We start from the raw sequence: 22309 nt of genomic DNA, 5'->3' as shown, positions 1-22309 counted from the left end.
CGCCGCGACGACATGCCTCGCAAGCGAGTTTGACATCGAGATGACGGCGACGACCGACCACGCAATTGTTCTGCCGACCCCAACCAAGCTGGACCGCCGCGCACAATTTCGGCTGCTGGGGATCGCCGCCCTGATCATCATTGCGATCTTCGTGCTGGTGGCGATCATCCGCGCCGCGACCAAGCCCGCCGAACCCGTGACGCACGCCGCCCCCGCCGGGTCCTTCGCACCGACGCGCGACCAGCTTGCCGCGATGAAGCTGATGACCGTGCGCGACGGGTCCGCGGTCGGCGGGATCCAGGCAACCGGGACGATCGCGGTCAATGGCGACAGCAGCACGCCGGTGCTGCTTCCCTTCTCGGGGCAAGTCGCGGCAGTGTTCGTCCAGGCCGGGCAGAAGGTTGTGCGCGGGCAGCCGTTGCTGCGGATCGCGTCCCCTGATTTCGTCGAGGCGCGCGACCAGTTCCTCACCGCCAGCGCCCAGCGCGCGACCGCCGCCGCGCAGGTCCGCATCGCGCAGGATACCGCGACCCGCCAGGCTGCAATCTACCAGACCGCGGGCGGCGCGCTCAAGGATTACCGCCAGGCGCAAAGCGATCTGGTGACCGCACAGTCCGCGCTCCGCTCCGCCGACGCCGCGCTGGCGGCGACGCGCGACAAACTATCGTTGCTGGGGAAGGGCGCGACCGAGATCCGCGGGATCCAGGCGGGCGGCGATGCGATTTCGTCGCAGACCGTGTACCGCGCGCCGGTCGCCGGAACGATCGCGACGCGCGACGTCGCGCCCGGGCAGTATGTCACCGCGGGCGGGGACAAGCCGCTGATGACGATCGCCGACGCAAGCCGCGTCTGGCTGATCGCACAGCTTGCCGAGGGCGATGCCGCGAGCGTCCATCTTGGCGACCATGTCCGCGTCACCACGCCAGCCTATCCCGGTCGCGTGTTCGACGCGGTGATCGACAATATCGGCGCCGCGCTCGATCCCGCGACGCACCGCCTCCCGGTCCGCGCGACCGTACGCAACGACGACACTGCGCTCAAACCGCAGATGTTCGCGAACTTCACGATCGAGCAGCGCAGCGGCGAACCGACCGGGATCTACGTCCCCGCCGACGCGGTGATCCACGAAGGCGACAAGGCGACCGTGTGGGTCGCCGGACCCAAGGGCTATCTCTACGCGCGTCCGGTCCAGGTCGCGGACAGCAGCGGCGGGGTCGATCACATCGTCGCGGGTCTGAAACCGGGCGAGCGGATCGTCACGTCCGGCGCGCTGTTCGTCAACGAAGCAGGACTCTGACGTGAACGGCATCGTCGGTTTCGCGCTGCGCCAGCGCGTCCTCATCCTGATGCTGCTGGTCGGGTTGATCCTGGCCGGGGGGATCGCCTTCTATAATCTCAACATCGAGGCCTATCCCGATCCGGTTCCCCCGATGGTCGAGGTGCTGACGCAGAGCAACGGCATCTCCGCCGAGGAGATGGAACGCAACGTCACGATCCCGATCGAAGTGGCGATGGCGGGCGTCCCGCATATCACCGCCGTCCGCTCGATCTCGCTGTTCGGCCTGTCCGACATCCGGATCCAGTTCAGCTACGACTATACCTTCGCCGGCGCCGAGCAGAAAGTGCTGGGGCGCCTGTCGCAGCTCGGCAATTTGCCGGGCGGCGCGCAGCCGCAAATCTCGCCGACCAGCCCGATCGGCGAAATCTACCGCTACCGCATCAGCGCGCCCAAGGGCTATTCGGTGATGGACCTCAAGACGCTGCAGGATTGGGTGCTGCAACGCCGGTTCAAGCGCATTCCCGGCGTCGCGGACGTGACCGGCTGGGGCGGCAAGTTGCGCACCTATGAGGTGGTGGTCGACAACGACCGGATGGTCGCGCACGGCGTGACCGTGGCGCAAGTGCTCGCCGCGATCGGCAAGGGCGACAGCAACGTCGGCGCGCAGACGATCAACTTCGGGTCGCAAGCGGCGATCGTCCGCGGCGTCGGGCTGATCCAGTCGACCGACGCGATCCGCAATGCGCTGGTCGCGACCAACGCGGGCAACCCCGTGCTGGTCAAGGACGTCGCGACGCTCCGGATCGGCAATGCCCCGCGGCTCGGCATCGCGGGCGAGGGGCTGGACGACGACATCGTCATGGGGATCGTGCTGATGCAGCGCGGTGCGCAGTCGATGCCGACGATCAACGCAGTCCAGAAAGAAGTCGAGACGATCAACGCGAGCGCCATCCTGCCCCCCGGCGTCAAGCTCGAACGGATCTACGACCGGTCCGAGCTGATCGGCGTGACCACCCACACCGTGATGCACAATCTGGTCGAGGGGATCTTGCTGATCTTCGTGCTCCAGTGGCTGTTCCTCGGCAATTTGCGCAGCGCGGTGATCGTCGCGCTGACCATCCCGTTCGCGCTCGCGTTCGCGGTGATGATCCTGACGGTGCAGGGCGAATCCGCCAATCTGCTGTCGCTCGGTGCGCTCGATTTCGGGCTGGTGGTGGATGCCAGCGTCATCATGGTCGAGAACATCTTCCGCCACATGGTCGAACGCTCCGCCGCGATCGACAGCGGCCATACCCACGCAACGCCTGCAAGCCGCTTCTCCGCGATCCTCCACGGGTCGAGCGAAGTCAGCCGCGGGATCTTCTTCGCCGCAGCGATCATCATCGCGAGCTTCATCCCGCTGTTCACGCTGACCGGGGTCGAGGGCCACATCTTCGGCCCGATGGCGAAGACCTATGCCTATGCGATCGCGGGCGGGCTGATCGCGACCTTTACGGTGTCGCCGGTGCTGTCCGCACTGCTCCTCCCGGACTCGCTCGACGAGGTCGAGACCTGGGTCGTGCGCAAGCTCCGCGCGGTCTATGAGCCGGCGGCCGCGTTCGCGCTGTCCAACCGGATCGTCACGCTCGGCGGCGCGGCGTTGCTGCTCGTCACCGCGCTGGTCGGGATGCGTTCGCTCGGGGTCGAGTTCCTGCCGCATCTCGAGGAGGGCAACCTTTATATCCGCGCGTCGCTGCCGGGGTCGATCTCGCTCGAGGCGGGGCAACCCTCCGTCAACGCGATCCGCGACATGATCGCCGCCTATCCGGAAGTGCAACGCGTCATCTCGACGCATGGCCGCCCCGACGACGGCACCGACGCGACCGGCTTCTTCAACGCCGAATTCTACACGCCGCTGAAACCCGCCGACCAATGGCCCGCGGGCGTCACCAAGGAAACGCTGACCGCCGAGTTGCAACACCGGCTGCACGCGCGCTTCCCCGGCGTCGACTTCGAATTCTCGCAATACATCCAGGACAATGTCGAGGAAGCCTCGTCCGGGGTGAAGGGCGCCAATTCGGTCAAGGTGTTCGGCCCCGACCTCCCGACGCTGCAGCATCTGGCGGAGCAGATCCGCGATCAGATGGCGAAGGTGCGCGGGGTCGCCGATCTCGGCATCTCCAATTCGCTCGGCCAGCCGACCGTCCAGATCGACATCGATCGCGGCGCGGCGGCGCGCTACGGCCTGACCCCGGACGACATCAACACCGCGGTCGCGGCGTCGATCGGCGGGCAAAGCGGCGGCGACCTGTACGAGCGCGGCACCGACCGGCACTTCCCGATCGTCGTGCGGTTGAAGGACGCGCAGCGCGACAGCCTCGAGGCGCTCCGCCGCATCACGATCGGCGCACCGTCGCCGACCGGGACCGGGTCGGTCCAGGTGCCGCTGTCCGAAGTCGCGAACGTTCGCCTGACGACCGGTGCCTCGTTCATCTACCGCGAGCATCAGGAACGCTACGTCCCGATCAAGTTCAGCGTGCGCGGACGCGATCTCGGCGGCACGGTGGACGAGGTGCAGGCGCGGATCGCGAAGACGATCACGCTGCCACCGGGCTACAGCCTCGAATGGGCGGGCGAACTGGGCAGCCTGACCAGCGCGGTCAACCGCCTCGAAATCGTCGTCCCGATCAGCCTCGTGCTGATCCTGGTGCTGCTCTACGCCAACTTCTCCTCGGTCCGCGACACGCTGCTCAGCTTCAGCGTAATCCCGATGGCGATCATCGGCGGCGTGCTCGCGCTCGCGCTGACCGGCACGGCGTTCAGCATCTCGGCGGCGATCGGCTTCGTCGCGCTGTTCGGGATCGCGGTGATGGACGGCATCCTGATGGTGACGACCTTCAACCAGCATATCGACCAGGGGTTCGATCGCGACGCGGCCTTGGCAGGCACGGTCCGCACCAGCCTGCGGCCGGTGGTGATGACGTGCCTTGCCGCCGCGATCGGGCTGCTGCCCGCCGCCATCTCGTCGGGGATCGGCAGCCAAGTGCAGAAGCCGCTCGCGCTCGTCGTGGTCGGCGGGATGGGGCTCGCGCCGATCCTGATCCTGCTGGTGCTGCCGGTGCTGATCGGACGCTTCTCGCGGCATGTCGGGCCGGAAGATCGCGGCGCGCACGGGCGCGACGTCGGGCATCATCCGCATCCCGGTGCGGCGCAGGGAGAACCGGCATGAAGCGGTTATCGATCGCCGTCCCGCTGCTGCTGATCGGCTGCACGGTCGGCCCGCAGCACCCGACCACCGCGCTGTCGCTCGCGCCGCCGACCCAGGCCGGACGGATCACCGCGACCAGCGGCGTCGACCAGACGATCCAGCCGGGCATGGCGCTCGATCCCGAATGGTGGCGGCGGTTCCGCAATCCCGCGCTCGACGCGCTGGTCGACCGCGCGCTCCACGCCAACAACGATCTCGCGACCGCCGACGCCGCGCTCCGCCAAGCGCAGGCGCAGGTGACCGTCGTCGCGGGGGCGGGGAAGCCACAGGCGGACCTGTCCTACCAGGGCCAGCGTGCGCGGGTTTCCAAGGCGCTGCAAAGCCCGCTCGCCGATCCCAGCCAGACGCTCTACTCGCTGCACACCGCGCAGCTCTCGGTGACGTATCCGCTCGACCTGTTCGGCGCGTCGCGCAACCGCACGCGGTCCGCGCGCGCGGCGGCGGAGGTCGCCGCAGACCGGCTGCTCGCCGCGCGCTCGACGATCGTCGCCAACCTCGTGCTCGCGGTGATCCAGCATGCGTCGCTTTCCGCACAGATCGCCGCGGCGAACGACAGTATCGCGGGCAATCGCGACATCCTGCAATTGCTCAACCGCCGGGAGCGGCTGGGCGATATCGGCGCGGCGGACGTTGCGGCGCAACAGACCGTGCTGGCAACCGCCGAGGCGTTGCTCCCCCCGCTGATCCGCCAGCGCGATCATCAGCGCACGCTGATCGCGATGCTGCTCGGCGTCGCGCCCGGCCTGCCGCTGCCGCCCTTGCCGGCGCTGGAGACGCTGACGCTGCCGGATACGCTCCCGGTCGGACTGCCCGCGCAGATCGTCGCCGCGCGCCCCGACGTCCGCGCCGCCGAAGCGCAGATGCGCGGCGCTGGCGCGGATGTCGGCGTGGCGATCGCCGCGCGTCTGCCCAACATTCTGCTGACCGCCACCGGGGGCAGCACCGCGCTCGATATCGGCGGCCTGTTCGCCAGCGGGAACCCGTTCTGGGCGCTGCTCGGCGGGGTGACGCAACCGCTGTTCCACGCCGGGGCCTTGCGCGCGCAGCAGCACGCGGCGGAAGCGGCGCTCGACGGGGCGAAAGCGCAATATCGCAGCGCCGCGTTGCAGGCCTTCGCCGACGTCGCCGACAGCCTGTCGGGGCTCCGCACCGATGCGACCGCGCTCGACGCCGCAACCCGCGCGAACGATGCGGCGACGCAGAACCTGACGTTCACGCGGCGGCAACTGACGCTTGGCGGGGTAGGGACGCTGACCGTCTTCAACGCGACGACGGCAAGCGCGCAATCGAATGCGTTGCTGATTCAGGCGCGCGCGATGCGCCTGGCCGACACCGTCGCGTTGTACCAGGCGGTCGGGGGCGGGGTGATCGCGCCAGCAAACCGGGGGGAATCCTGATGGGCGGATTGGTCGGCGGCGTCAGCAGCAAGATCGTTCTCGTCGCCGCGACGCTGACGTTCACCGCGCGGGTCGATCGGGAGCATGTCCGCGCGATGCTGGCGCCACAAGCGGCGGTGTCCGCGGTGAGCGCGCGGCTGTCGCAGAAGGTGCACTTGCCGGGCGACGACGATGCCACCGCCAGACGCCGCGCCCGCGACCGCATCGACATCGGGATCGGTGCCGAGGAAATGCGCGTCGACGCGAAGATCGTGTCCGACGCCACGCTCCCCAAGGACGTCGATCTGCGGATCGGGCGCGACATGCTGGACCATATGATCGACGTCGATCTGAAGCGGCACCGGATCCGTCTGCTGCTCCGCTCCGAAGCCGCCGGGGCGACGCGCGGGCGTACCGCCATCCCGCTGACACCGCGCGCGGACGGGCGCTGGACCATGCCCGCGACCGTGGCGGGGATCGCGGGCGAAACCGCGATCCTCGACTTCGCCAGTACGGCGGAAGTGCAAGTTCCCGCGGCTGCGGCGGACCTCGCCCGGATCGCGGATGGCGCGAAGGTCGCGGTCACGCTCGGGGCGGCGCGACCGATCGACCTCAGGGTCCAGCGCGATGCCGGGGCGGAGGCGCTACCGGTCGTCGGCTGGCAGACGTTCGCCGGGCGCGATGTCCTGCTCGATCTCGGGCACGATCGCATCTGGCTCGAAGGCGCTGCCGGGAAGACCGCACGGTCCGGGTCCTGACCGCACGTTGCGCCGCGCGGGGCTCAGTCCGCCTGGTACAGCGAGCCGCGCAGATTGATCGCGTCATATTGGTCGAGCAGCGCGCTGACTTCGGCAACGACCGCTTCCTGCTCCGCGCGCACCCGCGCGGAGGCATCTTCGGTCGGAACGCCGTTCCTGCCATCGTGGATCGAAAAACCGTTATCGATCAGCCAGATCGTATCGGCTGCGCGGGAGCGCTGGCGGCGCAGGTGTACCGCCCATTGCTCGATCAATCCTGCCGGAACCTGCCGTTCGATTTCGCCCATGGCGCCGCCTAGCGCAGATTTAGTTAACGCGCGATTTCATTTACGCCCGCGTCGACATTAGGATGACATCGCGCGCGTCGGCGCTTTGGTTCGGAACCGATCGTCCGTTACTCCCCCCTGAAAGGGAGGGGTAGGGGGTGGGTCGGTATGAGGGAAGCCCAGAGCCCAGCCATAGGCTGATGGCCCCTTGGTTCGGGAACGATCATCCGTAACTCCCCTCCCTGAAAGGGAGGGGTCGGGGGGTGGGTCGGCATGCGGAGAGAACAGACCCAGCCACGGGCCAACCCACCCCCGGCCCCTCCCTTCCAGGGAGGGGAGGGAGGGCGACCCGTGCCCTGCGCCCCCCGCCCAACGACGCCGAAGGCGTTCAGCTCCGCCGCAGCCGCGCCCTCGAAAGACGCCGATCCTCGAGCGAAGAGTACAGCGAGATCTCACCGTTGCGCCCGGAGGCCCTTCGGTTCGGGACCGATCATCCGTAACTCCCCTCCCTGAAAGGGAGGGGGTGGGGGTGGGTCGGCATGCGGAGAACCCAGACCCCAGCCACGGGCCAACCCACCCCCGCCCCCCCCTTCCAGGGAGGGGGGGCATGGCGATCCGTGCCCTGCGCCCTCCGTCCCACCGACGCGCGTCACCGTATCGCAGAACGCATTCAGCTCCGCCGCAGCCGCGCCCTCGAAAGACGCCGATCCTCAAGCGAAGAGTACCGCCAGATCTCACCGTTGCGCCCGGAGGCCCTTCGGTTCGGGCCCGATCATCCGTAACTCCCCTCCCTGAAAGGGAGGGGTTGGGGGTGGGTCGGCATGCGGGGAGCCCAGACCCCAGCCACGGGCCAACCCACCCCCGGCCCCTCCCTTCCAGGGAGGGGAGGCGGGGCGACCCGTGCCCTGCGCCCCCCATCCCACCGGCGCGGGTCACCGTATCGCAGAACGCATTCAGCTCCGCCGCAGCCGCGCTCTCGAAAGCCGCCGATCCTCGAGCGAATAGTACAGCCAGATCTCACCATTTCGACTGGTGACCGAGGCGGCAAAGGCGATGTCGCTCGCCTCACGATCCGCCACCGGCGGCGGCGTGATCAGCGGCTCGATGCAGCGGTCCACGACGCGAGTCAGTTCCCGGTCGAACGCCACCCAGCCGATCCGCCACCGCGCATCGTGCGTCGCGCCGTTATAGAACATCACCGGCATCTCGGGGTCGTCGAGCAGCATCGGGCCGGTCGACAGGTGCCAATTGTCCCACCCGTTCTCGCGCGGCATGAACGGTGTCGGCTGCTCGTCCCACGGCCCATCCACCTTCGCGCCGATCGCGAGGCCGACCCGGCTCGCCTCGTCTGCGGCATATTCGTAGAACAGGCTCCAGCGCCCGTCCTTCTCGCGGTCGACCGTCGCTTCCTTGGTGTTGCCGAGCGACTTGGTCGACGCCAGCGCGACGCCCGCCTTGGCCAGCGCGTCGACGCTCGGCCCGACCGCATAGAACATCTCGCCATGCGCCATGTCGGCTTCGACGCCGGTGTAATAGACGATGTAGCTGCCGTCCGCCATTTTCACGACGGTCGGATCTTCCACCCCGCCCGAGTCCTTCTCGCCAGCGCTACCGGGCAGGATCGAGGGGTGATCGAGCATCGCGAAGTGGACGCCGTCGTCGCTCCAGCCCGCCCAGATGATCCCGGTGTCGGTCATCGGTTCGCCCGGACGCGTCACCGCACGGACCATGATCCCGAACCGCCCGTCCGGCTCCGTCCAGACATATGGGCTCATCAGGTCGCGCGTCATCAGCCGGTCCGGCCCGGTGAGATGGATGTCCTGCAGTTCGTGAACGTTGAAGTCGACGGCACCGGACGACGGATAGACCATCACCTTGCGGTCGCCGCTGACGCTGTCGCCGGCCAGCTGCGACCGGACGACCGGCACGCCGGGGGCGATCTCGGTCTGGTTGGTCGCCGCCGCTGCGGACATGGGCTTCGCGCGCGGAGTATTGGTCATGCGCCGAGCGCCTGCATCAGCGACAGGCCACCGTCGATCACGATCCGTGCGCCCGTGATGTAGGATGCCTTGTCGGAGGCGAGGAACACCGCGAGATCGCCGACCTCCTCGGGCCGCCCCGCGCGATCCATCGGAATGTTGCGTTCGAGCGTTTGTCGGTACGCCGCATCGGTGCTGGCGCGTTCGTTCATCGGCGTCAGGATCATCCCCGGCTCGATCGCGTTGACGCGAATGCCGTTGGGGGCCTCCTCGATCGCGAGCGTCTCGATCAGGTTGGTCAGCCCGCCTTTCGCCGCGCAATAATCCGCCCCGCCGGCGCGGACCGCATAGGCGTGGATCGACGAGATATGGAGGATCGCCCCCGGGCTGTTAACGGGTCGGTCGCGGACGAACCGGCGCGAGGTGAGGAAGGCGCCCGTCAGGTCGGTGTCGAGCATGCGCTGCCACTGTGCCATCGTCATCTGCCGCACGGGCACGCCCGCCATGTTGATCCCGGCGGAATTGACCAGCACGCGCACCAGCCCGAACGCCTGCTCGGCCGCTGCGAATGCCGCCTCGACCGACGCTTCGTCGCCGACGTTGCACTGGATCGCAATCGCATCCCCGCCCGCCGCCTTGACCTTCGCAACGGTGTCGCTGCCGTCGTTCCCGGTGTCGTGGAACAGCACCGCCACCCTGTCGCCCAACGCGCCGAACGCAATCGCGCACGCCGCACCAATCCCGCTTTCTCCGCCACTTACCAATACGCATCGACCGGTCGTCATTGCATCGTCCTCTTCGCACCCGATGCAATCCTATCGTCGCGCAAGTCTCCGCGATCAATTCTCAACTTTGTCATGTTGGGATGGGTGCGGCGTCTCCCTCACGCCGTCGACAACAGCCACAGTGCGAACAAAGCCGTCATGGGGATGCCCAGGTCATAAGCGACCGCCTTCCAGACCCCGCCATAGATTTCCGTCGCAGCGATCGCCTGAGTCTGCCGCTTGATATGGGTGCACCCGAAGATGACGGCGGCGAGAATGACGATCGTCGACGTTTGTGCGGCGCCTTCTGCGGCAAACCACGTCCAAACGGGCGCATTCAGCGGTCGAACGGCGTAAAACAGCGCGCATATCAGGACCGAAACGACGCAAATCTCGCCCGCCGTTTGCACTGCGTAATAGCCGAATGGGGGCGGGTTGACAGTTCCATCGCCAAGCGTCCGGTCGATGGCGAAGGCGATCCAGCTGACCGCCGCCCGCATCGCCGCGATCACCAGGAAAAGGATGCAAGAACAAGCCGCTAAAACCATCGGGGCGCCGGCGGTGGTGAAGGCAGCATCCCAATATCCGGCGGCAGTTCCCATGCGGGTCAAGGCCGCCTCGACGATCTTGACCGCCGGAGACAGCATCACGTTCATCGCAGCGACCCACAGACCGGCTGCCACCCAGAGCTCGACGCGCCCGAATTTCCCATGCGATTGCAGATACGTACGATACCGAGACGGCGTTAGCCACAGCGGGATCAACACCAAACCAAGCTTCTGGAGGACCCCGGATCCCGTCACGGCATCGCGCAAAACGCGCATCGGATCGCCCCGATACTCCGAGGCTTTGTTCCTCAAGCTTGCGATATCGAACGCCATATGCCGCCAACCTCCGCAGGATCGCCTGTCCCCGCGGCAAGGATAGAACGAAAAGGGAACGGTTGGCAAGGGTCGAGAATATCGCGCTCTTTCAGGCCGCTACGGCGTGGAGTGCCGCCATCCGCGACACGAACGGACCGGTCTCGGCAAGCGGCACGGGGCGGCTGTAATAATATCCCTGCGCGCTGTCGCACTTCTCCGCCGCCAGAATATTCAATTGATCCAGCGTCTCCACCCCCTCGGCAATCGACATGATCCCCAGGCTGCTGCACAAACCGGTCACCGCACGGACGATCGCAAGACTGTCGCTGTTGGTGCCGAGCTCGCGCACGAACGACTGGTCGATCTTGACCCGATCGAACGGGAAATTCCGGATGTGGCTGAGCGACGAATAGCCGGTGCCGAAATCATCGAGCGAGATCAGCACGCCCAAGCGCTTGATTTCCTTCAATTGCGTGATGACGCTGGCGGTGTCCTCGAGCATCACGCTTTCGGTGATCTCGAGTTCGAGGCGCCGCGGATCAAGCCCGCTGTCGCGCAGCGCGCGCGCGACGAGCGCGGGCAGGGTGCCCGACTTGAACTGAACCGCCGACAAGTTGACGGCGATCTTGACGTTTTCCGGCCAGCACGCGGCATCGTGACACGACCGCATCAGAATGACCTCGCCAACGGCGCCGATCAGTCCGATCTCTTCACAAACGCTGATGAATTCGCCGGGGGAGATGACCCCCCGTTCGGGATGGTACCAGCGCGCAAGTGCCTCGAAACCAACGACGGTCTGCGTCTCGATATTGATTTGCGGTTGATAATGGACCTCGAATTCGTTGGAATTCAAGGCGCGCCGCAACTCGATCTCGAGCTCACGGCGGCGCGTCGCGAAGACGTGCATGTCCGGGGTATAGAAGCGGTAATTCCCGCGTCCGTCCCGTTTCGCGCGATACAAGGCTAGGTCAGCGTCGCGGAGCATCGTATCGGGGTCGAGCGCCTCGACCGTACCCATCGCGACGCCGACGCTCGCGCCGATCTGGATGTGGTGGCCGGCGATTTCGAACGGCTGCGTCAAGGTTTCGATGATGCGCCGACACAGCTGCTTCACCACGCGATCTGACGTAACATGTTGCACGAGGATCGAAAACTCGTCGCCGCCGAGACGGGCCACGACGTCGTGTGGACGCACCAACGCCACGAGCCGGTCTGCAACCGCAACCAGCAGGGCATCGCCAACCGGGTGTCCCAACGTGTCGTTGACGAGTTTGAACCGATCGAGGTCCAGGCACAGCATCGCGCATCGATCGCCGCGGCGGGCATTGCGCATCATCTCCGCCAGTCGTTCGTGGAGGAGTGTCCTGTTGGGCAGATCGGTCAGCGCGTCGTGTCGCGCGAGATGCGCGATCTGCGCCGACGCGTTGCGGGCCTCGGTAACGTCGGCAACCGTGTCGAGAAAACCGCCATCGACCAACTGGTTGCGCTCGATCGTGATCGTCCGTCCGTCCGGCCAGCGCTGTTCGATCTTCGCGCCGGGATCGGATGCGATATCGTGATACTCGCGGATCAAACGGCGCTGCGCGGTCGGCGTACCGATCGAAAGGCAGGGGCTACGCTCAAGTGTCTGATCCAGCGTCAGTCCAGCGGGCGCTTCGCTCAGGCGATAGATGTCGAGGAAGCGCTGATTGGTGAGAACCAGCCGCCCGGCCGGGTCAAAGAGCGCAAGCCCCTGATTCATATTGTCGAGCGCAGCCTTGAAACGGACGTTCTGGAGCGCGCTTTTCGACAGCGCTTCTTCCAGTTCTTCCGCCATTAACCGGTTCGCGCGATCCGTCCGCCGCCGATCGACGTCGGTTTCCGCATAGGTTTCGGAGACCAGCGCGAGCAGCCGATCGAGGTCCACACCGCCATCGGGAAGCCGGGCCCGCTGAACCTGTCGCGCCAGGGTCTGGTGCAGCGGCGACGGTCGAGGATCGATGGTTGCCGTCGAAGGCGTCATTCGCGCTCGCCGATCAGCGTGATCGTCATCGTCTGGTTGTGGAGGCACGGCACCCCGGTCACATTCTGTGGTGCGATTTCGCCATAGGAATAGAAGCCGGCAAGCGCGATGTCGGCCCCTAACACTGCGGAAACCGCCGCAATTTCCTCTTCGGTACGGTGGCCCATCAGCAACCGGCGTCCGACACAACTGATCGCCAGACAGGCCGAGGGCGCAACGCCCCAAGGCTTGGCCTGATCAACGGCATACTGTGCCGCAGTCGATGCACCCCCGATCAGATCGTCGAAAATCCCGCGCATCAGCCGCGCCTTCCACCCCTGCGGCATGTCGCCCGCAAAGGTCAGCGTGCCCCTGTCGCGATCGATGGCGAGGAGCGTGCGGACCACGCGGTCGTCGGGTCTCACAGGATCCCAGATCTCGAGCGGATACAGCAACCCGGATGCAGGTAAATTCTCTGCTTCCTCACCGAGATAGCGTTCGTACAGCGCGAGTGCGGGTTCGTGGTCGAGTCCGCCCACTTCCGATCCGTTCGCGTCGCTGATCGTCCGAACGGGCCCGAAGGGCTGCCATTCTCCGGCGCTGCCGTGCGCAAACCGGACATGCTCGCCGTAGAAGCCCACGGCGGCCACCCCGTTCGAAAGACATTCTCCACGCGCCAGGACCCGCGTGTCAGCAAAGCGCGGCCCATCGCCCGCCAGACCGCCGCTCAGGGCAACGCCGTCTCCGACCCCACTGCGCAAACCGGCGACCAAGGCGCTGCCGTTGACGTTCAAGCCGCTGGACAGGACGAAGATCCCCGACAGCGTCTCGTCCGCAAGCTCCTGCGCAAGCGCCACACCCGTTGCAAACGAGCAATCCGGAGAGGGAAGTGGCTGAACGGCCAATTTGAGCCTCGTCTTCGCGAAGCCCATGCCGAGGATGACGACCGCGTCGTCATCGAGCCGATTGTCCTCGACCATGGTTCCCGAACTGCAGCCGATCAGGATGGCGTCGTGGTAACGGTGAACCAGATCGTCCCTGAATCCGGTGTCGGCAAAGCGCCCGGTTGGTGCGAAGACGATCACCAGATCGGGACTTGCCGGAAACGTCTCGGTCGGGTTGCCACCGTTGATACGCTTGGACCACACAGCCAAAGTCCTCAGAAGAAACCGGTAAGGCGATCCTTTAGCGTTCCATTCGTTTCGGCTTCATTGGCAGGGCACTAAGGGTAAACCCGTATCGAACGCCGTGGCGCCGGTTGAAGCGCTTCCCCGCACCGGCTTGACGAAAATCCGGCCGCGGAAGGTACACTGCTTTGCAGGGGCGCGGGCAAACGCGCCGTGGCAATGCTCGGTGGAAATGCACGGCGCCGGACCACCGCTCGGATGCGTCCGGTCTGGTGTGAAGATTGCGACGGCGGCGACGTGCTCAGATTTGCGAATAAGGCGCGGGGGACAGGATCATGTTGTCGATTCCGGTCGTAATTTCCGGATCGGTCAATCCCGGAGTCGCAATGAGACGCTGCCACGCAGGGTCCTTACCGAAAATCCCCCAATTCCGTTCGCGCGTGGCGAGATCCGGAAAGGTCAGCAGGTACGTCAGGCTCGGCAGGCGGGCCCCGGTCAGGTCCTTCGCGAAGAAAACTGGCTTCAGTCCGGTACGACGGAAGATATCGATCTCGCCACCGGTGTCGAACATGCCGATCTTGGTCGTCCCGGCCTTGTTGTTGTGGCTGAAATACGTCCTGAGTTCGAAGATCCGCGCTGCGTTGTTCCTCGTGGCGTCTGGAATTTCGACGTGGGGAAAATGGGGAAACGCTTCCATCAGCTTGACGTCCAACGCCCTGTACGGAGGCCCTTCCGGCGTGGCGTTGGAGAAGGGCTCGGCGTCGCTCGCATAGGTTGGATCGGTAGCCAGCTTGTCGGGCAGGGCGAGGAAGTCGGCGATCGAGCGATGAGAAAGGAGAACGAGGACGCTCGGACTTCCCGGGCCGATGCTGACAGTGAATACCCCGACGGGTCCACAACCCGCGCGTCGCGCAGCCGGGATCAAGGCATCTTTCAAATAGGCGTCCAGCCGGATCCGCATCGTGCCATTCACCAGGTGATAGGTTCGAAGCTCGTAAACGTCCCGGGTCATCGTGGCGTTGACGGGCTCCGCTCGGGCCGCAGTGCTGGCCATGGTCACGCCACTCACGACCGCCCCCGCAAGCAGGGACCGTCGGTCAATCGAGTACGGCATCCTATTCTCCCCGGAGTCGCGTTTCCAGGTAGGAACCCGATGCGGCAACGATCGTCAACCCGGCGCCGAGAGTGGACCGCAGATGGTCGAACCAGAGGAAAAAGGGTCATACTCTTAGGCGCATCGCGATCCGTCCCCTTGATTGTCAGGAACGCAGGGCACGGATGGGCGCTGTGCGGCTGAAAAGAAGAGCGCGGGTGTTCTATCGACCGTCCTCCGGTTCGACGCCGCCTATGGTATGGCTCCTCGCCCGAAGCAGCTGCATCGGCCAGCGTCGCTGGGAGTGTAAAACCTCTGCCTTGCCGTGCCCCGCCAATGTCTCAACGACCGCATCGGCGAGCGCCAGTCCAAGCGCCTCCAGGTCCAGGGTGAAACAGGTAAGTTCCGGCAACAGGCTGCGGCATGCCGGATTGTCGCGCAGCCCGATCACGGCAATGTCCTGCCCGGGCTCCAGCCCCATCGCCCGAAGCGCGCGATACGCGCCCACCGGCGCGGTCTCCCCCATCAGCAGCAAGGCGGTCGGCCGGTCGGGCAACATCATCAACTCGCGGGCGGCGAACTCGCCGTCGCTCTCGTCAGTGTCACCGGTATGGATCAGCACTGGGTCCCACGCGATCCCAGCCGCTTTGATCGCCGCTGCGTAGCAGGCGATGACGATCTGGCTGTTGTTGATCGTGGCGGGCGGAGCGACCAGACCGATCCGGCGATGGCCGTTTGCCACGAACAGCGCGATCGCCTCGCTGACAACGGTTTCGAAGTCGAGATCGATCGAGGTGAACGGTCGCTCCGTTTCCGATCGGCCGAGCGCCACGAAGGGAATGTTCTGTTTCTGCAGCAAGGCGATTCGCTCGTCGTGAACCTGCGTTGCCGACAGCAACCAGGCATCCACGGTTCCGCGCGAAACGTGGCGGCGCAGGAACGTGAACGAATCTTCTCCCTTCCGCGCCAGCAGGACGGCCAGATCCAGTCCGTGTTCCGCCAAACCGCTTTGCACGCCTTCCCACAAGGCCATGAAGAACGGTTCGCCATGAACCGCGCTGTCGTGCTCGAGCGTAAGCATGAAGCCGACCGTTCCGGTACGCCCGCTGCGTAGCGTTCGTCCGGACTGGTTGGGCGTGTAGCCGAGCGTATTCGCTGCCTCGATCACGCGCTGGCGTGTCTGCGGGTTCACGTCCTTGCGGTCGTTGAGCGCACGGGAAACCGTGCCGATCGACAGGCCGAGGTGCGTCGCAAGAGAACGGATATCCATGCGTCTCAATTGGGCCTGCGCCGACTTTACGCAAGCGGATTGACAGCTGGAAGGCGAACGACCAAAACACGCCCGAAAACGTTTACGGTCGCGCTTAAGACGACTCGGAGGATGGTTGTTTGGATACGTTGATTCTTGAATCGCGGGCGATCGCATGGACTTATGACGGGGTCTGGCTGCGGATCGAGGCGTATGGCGTCGACGGCCTGCGCGTGCGCGCGTCCGCCCATTCCGAGCGCCCGGCCAGCGCTGGCGCGCTGCTTGAAGTCGCCAGTCCCGCGCCCGTCATTTCCCGGAACGGTGCCGTCGCACGGATCGAGAACGGTCGCATCGTCGCGGAAGTGGACCTCCAGGGACGCGTGCGGTTTCTCGATGCGGACGGACGATTGCTGCTCGAAGAGAAATGGCGGCAGCGCGACACCGTCACGAAATTCTGGACGGTCGGTACCCAAGACGTCCGGATGATCAGTGCGCTCGGCATTGCCGGTCGGGAGTTCAAGCCAGTGTCCGGGGAGGTGTCGCGCATCACTGTCCGGTTCGAGGCGAAACCGGGCGAGCGTCTTTTTGGCATGGGGCAGTATCAGCAGCCCAATCTCGATCTTGCGGGTTGTTCGCTGGAACTGGCGCAACGCAATTCGCAAGCCAGCGTGCCTTTTGTCGTGTCCAGCGAGGGCTACGGCCTGCTGTGGAACAGCCCCGCGATCGGAGACGTGAATTTCGCCGCCAATGGCGCCACCTGGACGTCGCAAGCAGCGCGCGAAATGGATTACTGGATCACGGCGGCCGATACACCCGCCCAGTTGGTCCGCAATTACGCCATGGTTACGGGCACCGTGCCGACCATGCCGGATTTTGCGCTCGGCTTGTGGCAAAGCAAGCTGCGCTACCGCACGCAGGACGAACTGCTCGCTGTAGCCCGCGAATATCGCGATCGCGGGATCCCGCTCGCGGTGATCGTCGCGGACTTCTTTCATTGGCCGGTTCAGGGCGATTGGCGGTTCGATCCGCGCGAATGGCCAGATCCCGCTGCGATGACCGCCGAATTGAAGGCGATGGGCACGGAACTGCTGGTCTCGGTCTGGCCCACGGTCGATCCGCGATCGGAGAATTACGCGGAGATGGCCGAGAAGGGGTATCTCGTGCGGACCAAGCGCGGCATCGACGTGCAGCAGGAGTTCCTCGGCAACACGCGTTTCATCGATCCGACGCACCCGGGCGCGCGGGCGTTCCTATGGGATCGGCTGAAGCGCAACTATCTCGACAACGGCGTCGGCCTGTTCTGGCTGGACGAAGCCGAACCCGAATATGGCGCCTACGATTACGACAATTATCGGTATCACGCGGGCGAAGTGCTGGCGGTCGGGAACGCTTATCCGCTGCACTTTGCCCAGGCAGTGGCGGACGGAATGCGCAAGGAGGGCTCTCGCGACGTTGTCAGCCTGATTCGCTGCGCTTGGGCGGGAAGCCAGCGCTATGGTGCGCTGGTCTGGTCGGGCGACATCCACAGCTCGTTCGAGGCAATGCGCAACCAGTTGAGCGCGGGGCTGAACATGGGGATGGCGGGGATTCCGTGGTGGACCACCGATATCGGCGGTTTTCATGGCGGGAATGTCGAGGACCCCGCCTTTCATGAGTTGATGGTGCGCTGGTTCCAATGGGCGGTGTTCACGCCGGTCCTGCGCATGCACGGCCACCGCGACCCGATCACGCCGCCAGCCGAGCCGTTCCGCGACGGCGTGGCGCAATGTGACACGGGTGCCGGCAACGAACTGTGGAGCTTCGGCGAGCCGGTCTATCAAGTCCTTTGCCGCTACGCCGCCCTGCGCGAACGATTGCGCCCTTACGTTGCAGGATTGATGGCTGAGGCCCATGCGCACGGCGACCCGTTGATGCGGCCGATGTTCTACGATCACCCGGGCGACGAACGCTCATGGGCGCTGGACGACCAGTATATGTTCGGGCCGGATCTCCTGGTCGCGCCGATCCTCGCCGCGGGCGTGACCGAGCGCGACGTCTGGTTGCCGGCCGGCGATTGGGTGGATGCCTGGACCGGCGAAGCCCGTGCCGGCGGGGAGACCGTCCCGTGCCCGGCACCATCGCACCGAATTCCAGTGTTCGTCCGCGCGGGTGCGGCAGTGGCGGCGGCCTTCGCCAACGCCTGAAATTGACCGGACACGCGCAAAGCGGCCGATGATTGGAGAGGAAGAATGGCAGTGACAGCGTTAGCGCAGGATGGCGGAGGGAGCGGGATCGTACCGCTTGCGACAACACCCGTGGAGCGCGTGCCGTTCTTCGAGAAGGTCTGTTACGGCTTTGGCGACGCTGGCGGCACAATCATCACCGGGCTGATCGCCAATTTTCTGACCTTCTATTACACCGACGTGTTCGGGCTCGCCCCGGGCATCGTCGGGATCCTGTTCCTGTCGTTGCGCGTGTTCGATGCGGTTTCTGACCCGCTGATCGGCATCATGGCGGACCGGACGCAAACGCGCTGGGGCAAGTTCCGCCCCTATCTGTTGTGGACGGCGATCCCGGTAGGCCTCAGTTGCTTCCTGACCTTCCAGTCCCCGAACTTCGGCTATGACGGCAAGGTCGCTTATGCCGCCGCGACCTATTTCCTGCTCGCACTATTCTATTCGCTCAACAACGTGCCCTATTGTGCGCTCATCACACGCATGACCGATAGCGCGCGCGAGGGCGTGTCGTGCCAGTCGGTGCGGTTCGCGATGGTCGCGGTGGCATCATTCGCGGTTTCGGTCGGGCTCCCGATCATGGTGCGGCAGCTCGGCGGTGGGGACGTCGCGCGCGGATACCGCGACGGCGTGGCGATCCTGTCGCTGGCCGCGGTGGCGATGTTCCTGATCTGCTTCCTGTTCGTGCGCGAGCGCGTGCCGGAAACCGGCGCCGAGGAGCCGCCTCTTCGCGTCGCGATCGCCAACACGCTCAAGAACGACCAGCTTCGTCTTACTTTCCTGATGACGCTGCTTCTGATCGGCATCTTCAACACCAAGGGCGGCGCCGCGCTCTATTTCATCACCTATGTCCTGAACGGCGATGCCACCTATCAGGCGTTGTTCTTCGGCACCGCCACCGCGGGCGGCTTGCTCGGCTCGATCGTCGTGCAGGCCTTCACCCGCCGCTTCGACGTCAAGACGGTGTACGTCTGGGTCAACCTACTGCTCGTCGTAGGGCATTTCGGCGCGTATTTCGTGCCGGGTAGCTACCCGATGCTTTGGCTGGTCCTGGTCGGGCTGTGCTGCACGGTGTTGGGCTGCACGCTGCCGTTGCACTTCACGCTGATCCAGCTGGCCGACCAATATGGCGAGTGGAAGCTCGGCATGCGCTCGTCGGGGATGAGCTTCGCGTTCAACCAGTTCTTCGTGAAGCTCGCATGGGCGCTGGCGGGGGCACTGATCAGCGGTGTGCTGGTGATCGTGTCGTACAAGGCGGGGGCAGGTAACCAGACGCCTTCGTCGCTGACAGGGATCCGCCTGCTCTCCACCGTCATCCCCGGCCTGCTGCACCTCGCGCTCGCGCTGACCGCGAGCCGCCTGATCCTCAACCGAGCGACGATTGACCGCATGACCGCGGCACGCGCGGCATGACCTTTTCCCTCTCCAAAGCGGACTTTCCCGACATGGCCTCCTCGCGATCCCGCCCCACCGTCAAACTGCTCATCGCGGCTTTGCTAGGCTCCGCTGCCGTAACAGGCGTTGCACAAACCGCGCCTGAGCAACTGACGGTCGATCTCGGCAGCGATACCGGGCCGTTCCACGGCGGCGCCTCTGGCACGCTGTATGGCCTGTACGATGCCCGGCTGCCGCACCCCAATCTCATCGAGGGGATCGCACTGCGCACCGTGTCGACAAAGGCGCAGGACGGGCCGCAGCATCCCGGCGCGGACGCGCTGGAAGTCTCGACGCTGCTGACCGACGCTTCAGGTGGCGACACCTACATCTACATGACCGACATCAACCGCGAGTTTCCCTACAATTGGAAGACCGGTGACTGCGCGCAATCGGTCACCGCTTATCTCGAGAAACTGCGAGCACAGGCGCAACAGGTGCGCGGCATGGCGCCGCGCTACCGCGACCGGATCGTCTTCGCTCCCTTCAACGAGCCCGAGGGGAACATGTTCGGGGATGGACCCAAGAGCTGCAACGGGATCAAGTGGCAGACCAACCCGACCGTGTTCTTCGATGCATGGGACCGTGCCTATCGGCTGATCCGTCAGATCGTTCCAGGCGCGCGCATCGCAGGTCCGAACACCAGCATCCTCTACGACGAGGTCGAGGGGTTCCTGAAACACACGGTTGCGCAAAATACGGTGCCGGACGTCGTGACGTGGCACGAACTGAGCAATCCCGCGACTGTGCGCACCAGTGTCCGGAAGTATCGGAGCTGGGAAGACAAGATCTTCGCGGGCACGCGCTGGCAGGGGCGGCACCTGCCCATCAACGTCAACGAATATGCGTATAATTATCATACCTCCGTCCCCGGCCAGATGGTCCAGTGGATTGCCGCGATCGAGGATTCGAAGATCGACGCGGACATTGCGTATTGGAACATCGACGGCAATCTGAGCGACTCTGCCGTCCAGGCAAACCGGGGCAACGGCCAGTGGTGGCTGCTCAACAGCTATGCGACGATGAGCGGGCACAGCCTCGCCGTCACCCCGCCGCACCCGGATGAAAGCTACACGCTCCAGGGTGTCGCCACGCTTGACCCGGCGCGGCGGCAGATGCGGTTGCTGTTCGGCGGCAAGACCGGCGCGGCGAAGGTATCGCTTGCCAAGGTGCCGGCGTGGTTCGGCACGACGGCGCGAGTGCGTGTCCGCCAGATCGGCTGGACCGGGCCGCTCGGCGATGCGCGCCCGCCGGAGTTGGTCGCGGATCGCAGCGTGGCGATTGACGGCGGTGCGGTAAGCCTCGCTTTCGGGGATGGAACGCTACCGGCGCTGCACGAGGAAGCGGCGTATGAGGTCGTACTCACGCCTGGCAGGGGCGACGCACGAGCCGACGCCCCGACGATCGGATGGCGACAGGATTATGAAGCCGAGAAGGCGACCCGGCGCGGCACTGGACTGAAGGTGCGCGGTCCGGAAGGGTCTCCAAAGGCCGTGGATCGGTTCTACACCTCCGGCGGCTATTCAGTCGAAGGGATCGCGACCGGCAACGATGCCGCGCTCGACTTCGCGGTCGATGTGCCGGCGGACGGACGCTACGCCCTGCGGATCCTTGCGAGCACCTTCAACAAGGACCCCAAGGCCGAGACGCAGGGGCCGACCAACGTCTTTCTGCGCATCGATGGCAAGGCGGCGGGCGAAGGCGAACTGTTCCTGCCGCTTGGCTACAAGCCGTCGGTGCTCGACCATGTCGATACGGTAATTCCGCTCAAGCGCGGGCGTCATGTGCTGACGCTGGCGACGAAGAGCCTCGATGGGCGGCGGCGGACGATCGGCAACGCACTGGTCGATCGCATCACGCTCGCGACCGCCCCAACCGCGGGGCAGGCGACCGTTTACGACGGTGTCGATGCGACGGCGAAAGACGGTAAGCTGACGTTCTGGGTCTATGCCGCACAGGATGGGCTGGCTCGGCTTGCGTTGGACGGTGGCGACAAACCTGCGCTGCAAGTCAACGGACGCGATCTGGCGGGCGGCGGCGTGGCGGATGCGTTCCTGCTCGGTGGGATCAACAAGGTCGTGGTTTCCGGCGTGTCGTCGGTCCAACGCCTCCGCGTAACCGAATTGTCGGCGGGCACTGGCCGGACCTATGAAGCCGAAGCGGCGAAAGTTGCTGGCACCGCCCGGGTCACTGCGGCATCGCTGGCGAAGGGCGGACAGGCGGTGTTCGACATCGGCGGCGCACCGGGCAACGGCAACACGCTGACCTTCCCGGCGGTCACGGTTGATACGGCCGGCGATTACGCGCTGACGATCCGCTTCTCGAACGACGAGCAGTCCAAGGCCACGCATTACAATCCCGACCCGCTCGCACGGATCGCGCGCATCTCGGTCAACGGCGCCGCACCGGTTCTCGCGACGTTCCCCAACAGCTTCCACCGCAACAACTGGTGGGAGATGACGGTCCCGGTGACGCTGCGGGCGGGCACCAATGCAATCCGCATCGCGGGCGAGGAACAGCCCGACTGGGACCGCAAGACCTACGCCTCGCAAGTGTGGCCGCAAGTGCTGCTGCGCTCGAAATACGCCCCCAACATCGATCGGATCACCGTCACGCGATTGCCGGGCATCGCCACGACACCGGCCAAATAAACCAAACATAAAATCCAAGGGAGGAAAGA

The 22309-nt window shown here is 65.6% G+C and carries 15 protein-coding genes; 7 read left to right on the top strand and 8 right to left on the bottom strand.

Going from position 1 to position 22309, the window contains the following annotated elements; genetic code table 11:
* The first annotated feature begins 40 nt into the window (after positions 1-40).
* The 4 genes from ABIC16_RS11810 to ABIC16_RS11795 are packed head-to-tail and all read left to right on the top strand — an operon-like array spanning position 41 to position 6660.
* A complete protein-coding gene (locus tag ABIC16_RS11810; RefSeq protein WP_354291256.1) occupies positions 41-1297 on the top strand; it encodes an efflux RND transporter periplasmic adaptor subunit in 1257 nt (418 codons plus the stop codon).
* 1 nt (position 1298) lies between these two features.
* The gene (locus ABIC16_RS11805) at positions 1299-4487 is read left to right on the top strand and encodes an efflux RND transporter permease subunit (RefSeq protein WP_354291255.1); all 3189 of its coding nucleotides are present in this window, start codon (positions 1299-1301) and stop codon (positions 4485-4487) included.
* On the top strand, positions 4484-5923 hold the full coding sequence (locus ABIC16_RS11800; protein ID WP_354291254.1) for an efflux transporter outer membrane subunit: 1440 nt from the start codon (positions 4484-4486) through the stop codon (positions 5921-5923). The genes ABIC16_RS11805 and ABIC16_RS11800 overlap by 4 nt, the downstream gene beginning before the upstream one ends.
* On the top strand, positions 5923-6660 hold the full coding sequence (locus ABIC16_RS11795) for a hypothetical protein (RefSeq protein WP_354291253.1): 738 nt from the start codon (positions 5923-5925) through the stop codon (positions 6658-6660). The genes ABIC16_RS11800 and ABIC16_RS11795 overlap by 1 nt, the downstream gene beginning before the upstream one ends.
* Before the next feature lie 23 nt (positions 6661-6683).
* Here ABIC16_RS11795 and ABIC16_RS11790 read toward each other — a convergent pair whose 3' ends face one another.
* The 8 genes from ABIC16_RS11790 to ABIC16_RS11755 all read right to left on the bottom strand — a co-directional run bounded on the left by ABIC16_RS11790 (position 6684) and on the right by ABIC16_RS11755 (position 16003).
* Positions 6684-6947, bottom strand: coding sequence for a hypothetical protein (locus ABIC16_RS11790; protein WP_277971081.1), 264 nt, complete (start codon positions 6945-6947; stop codon positions 6684-6686).
* 932 nt (positions 6948-7879) lie between these two features.
* A complete protein-coding gene (locus tag ABIC16_RS11785; protein ID WP_354291252.1) occupies positions 7880-8926 on the bottom strand; it encodes a glycoside hydrolase family 130 protein in 1047 nt (348 codons plus the stop codon).
* Complete coding sequence (locus ABIC16_RS11780) at positions 8923-9690, bottom strand: SDR family NAD(P)-dependent oxidoreductase (RefSeq protein ID WP_354291251.1); 768 nt, start codon at positions 9688-9690, stop codon at positions 8923-8925. The genes ABIC16_RS11785 and ABIC16_RS11780 overlap by 4 nt, the downstream gene beginning before the upstream one ends.
* A gap of 98 nt (positions 9691-9788) precedes the next feature.
* Positions 9789-10529 (bottom strand): hypothetical protein, encoded by a 741-nt coding sequence (locus ABIC16_RS11775; RefSeq protein ID WP_354291250.1) that lies wholly within the window; start codon positions 10527-10529, stop codon positions 9789-9791.
* Between the two features lie 112 nt (positions 10530-10641).
* On the bottom strand, positions 10642-12534 hold the full coding sequence (locus ABIC16_RS11770; RefSeq protein ID WP_354291249.1) for a putative bifunctional diguanylate cyclase/phosphodiesterase: 1893 nt from the start codon (positions 12532-12534) through the stop codon (positions 10642-10644).
* Positions 12531-13661, bottom strand: a complete 1131-nt coding sequence (locus ABIC16_RS11765; protein WP_354291248.1) for an FIST signal transduction protein — start codon at positions 13659-13661, stop codon at positions 12531-12533. Before ABIC16_RS11765 ends, ABIC16_RS11770 begins: the two co-directional genes overlap by 4 nt.
* Positions 13662-13941: 280 nt before the next feature.
* On the bottom strand, positions 13942-14694 hold the full coding sequence (locus ABIC16_RS11760) for an NIPSNAP family protein (RefSeq protein ID WP_277971370.1): 753 nt from the start codon (positions 14692-14694) through the stop codon (positions 13942-13944).
* Between the two features lie 262 nt (positions 14695-14956).
* Complete coding sequence (locus tag ABIC16_RS11755; RefSeq protein ID WP_277971371.1) at positions 14957-16003, bottom strand: substrate-binding domain-containing protein; 1047 nt, start codon at positions 16001-16003, stop codon at positions 14957-14959.
* Positions 16004-16122: 119 nt separating this feature from the next.
* On the opposite strand from ABIC16_RS11755, the gene ABIC16_RS11750 reads away from it, so the two are divergent.
* The 3 genes from ABIC16_RS11750 to ABIC16_RS11740 are packed head-to-tail and all read left to right on the top strand — an operon-like array spanning position 16123 to position 22280.
* A complete protein-coding gene (locus ABIC16_RS11750; RefSeq protein ID WP_354291247.1) occupies positions 16123-18165 on the top strand; it encodes a glycoside hydrolase family 31 protein in 2043 nt (680 codons plus the stop codon).
* 45 nt (positions 18166-18210) lie between these two features.
* Positions 18211-19608, top strand: coding sequence for an MFS transporter (locus tag ABIC16_RS11745; RefSeq protein WP_354291246.1), 1398 nt, complete (start codon positions 18211-18213; stop codon positions 19606-19608).
* On the top strand, positions 19605-22280 hold the full coding sequence (locus tag ABIC16_RS11740) for a cellulosome protein (RefSeq protein WP_354291245.1): 2676 nt from the start codon (positions 19605-19607) through the stop codon (positions 22278-22280). Before ABIC16_RS11745 ends, ABIC16_RS11740 begins: the two co-directional genes overlap by 4 nt.
* Positions 22281-22309 lie beyond the last annotated feature (29 nt).

Origin of the sequence: Sphingomonas sp. PvP055 (assembly GCF_040546365.1) — a bacterium.
GTDB classification, from domain to species: Bacteria; Pseudomonadota; Alphaproteobacteria; order Sphingomonadales; family Sphingomonadaceae; genus Sphingomonas; species Sphingomonas echinoides_A.
This window is presented reverse-complemented; position numbering and strand designations above follow the sequence as displayed.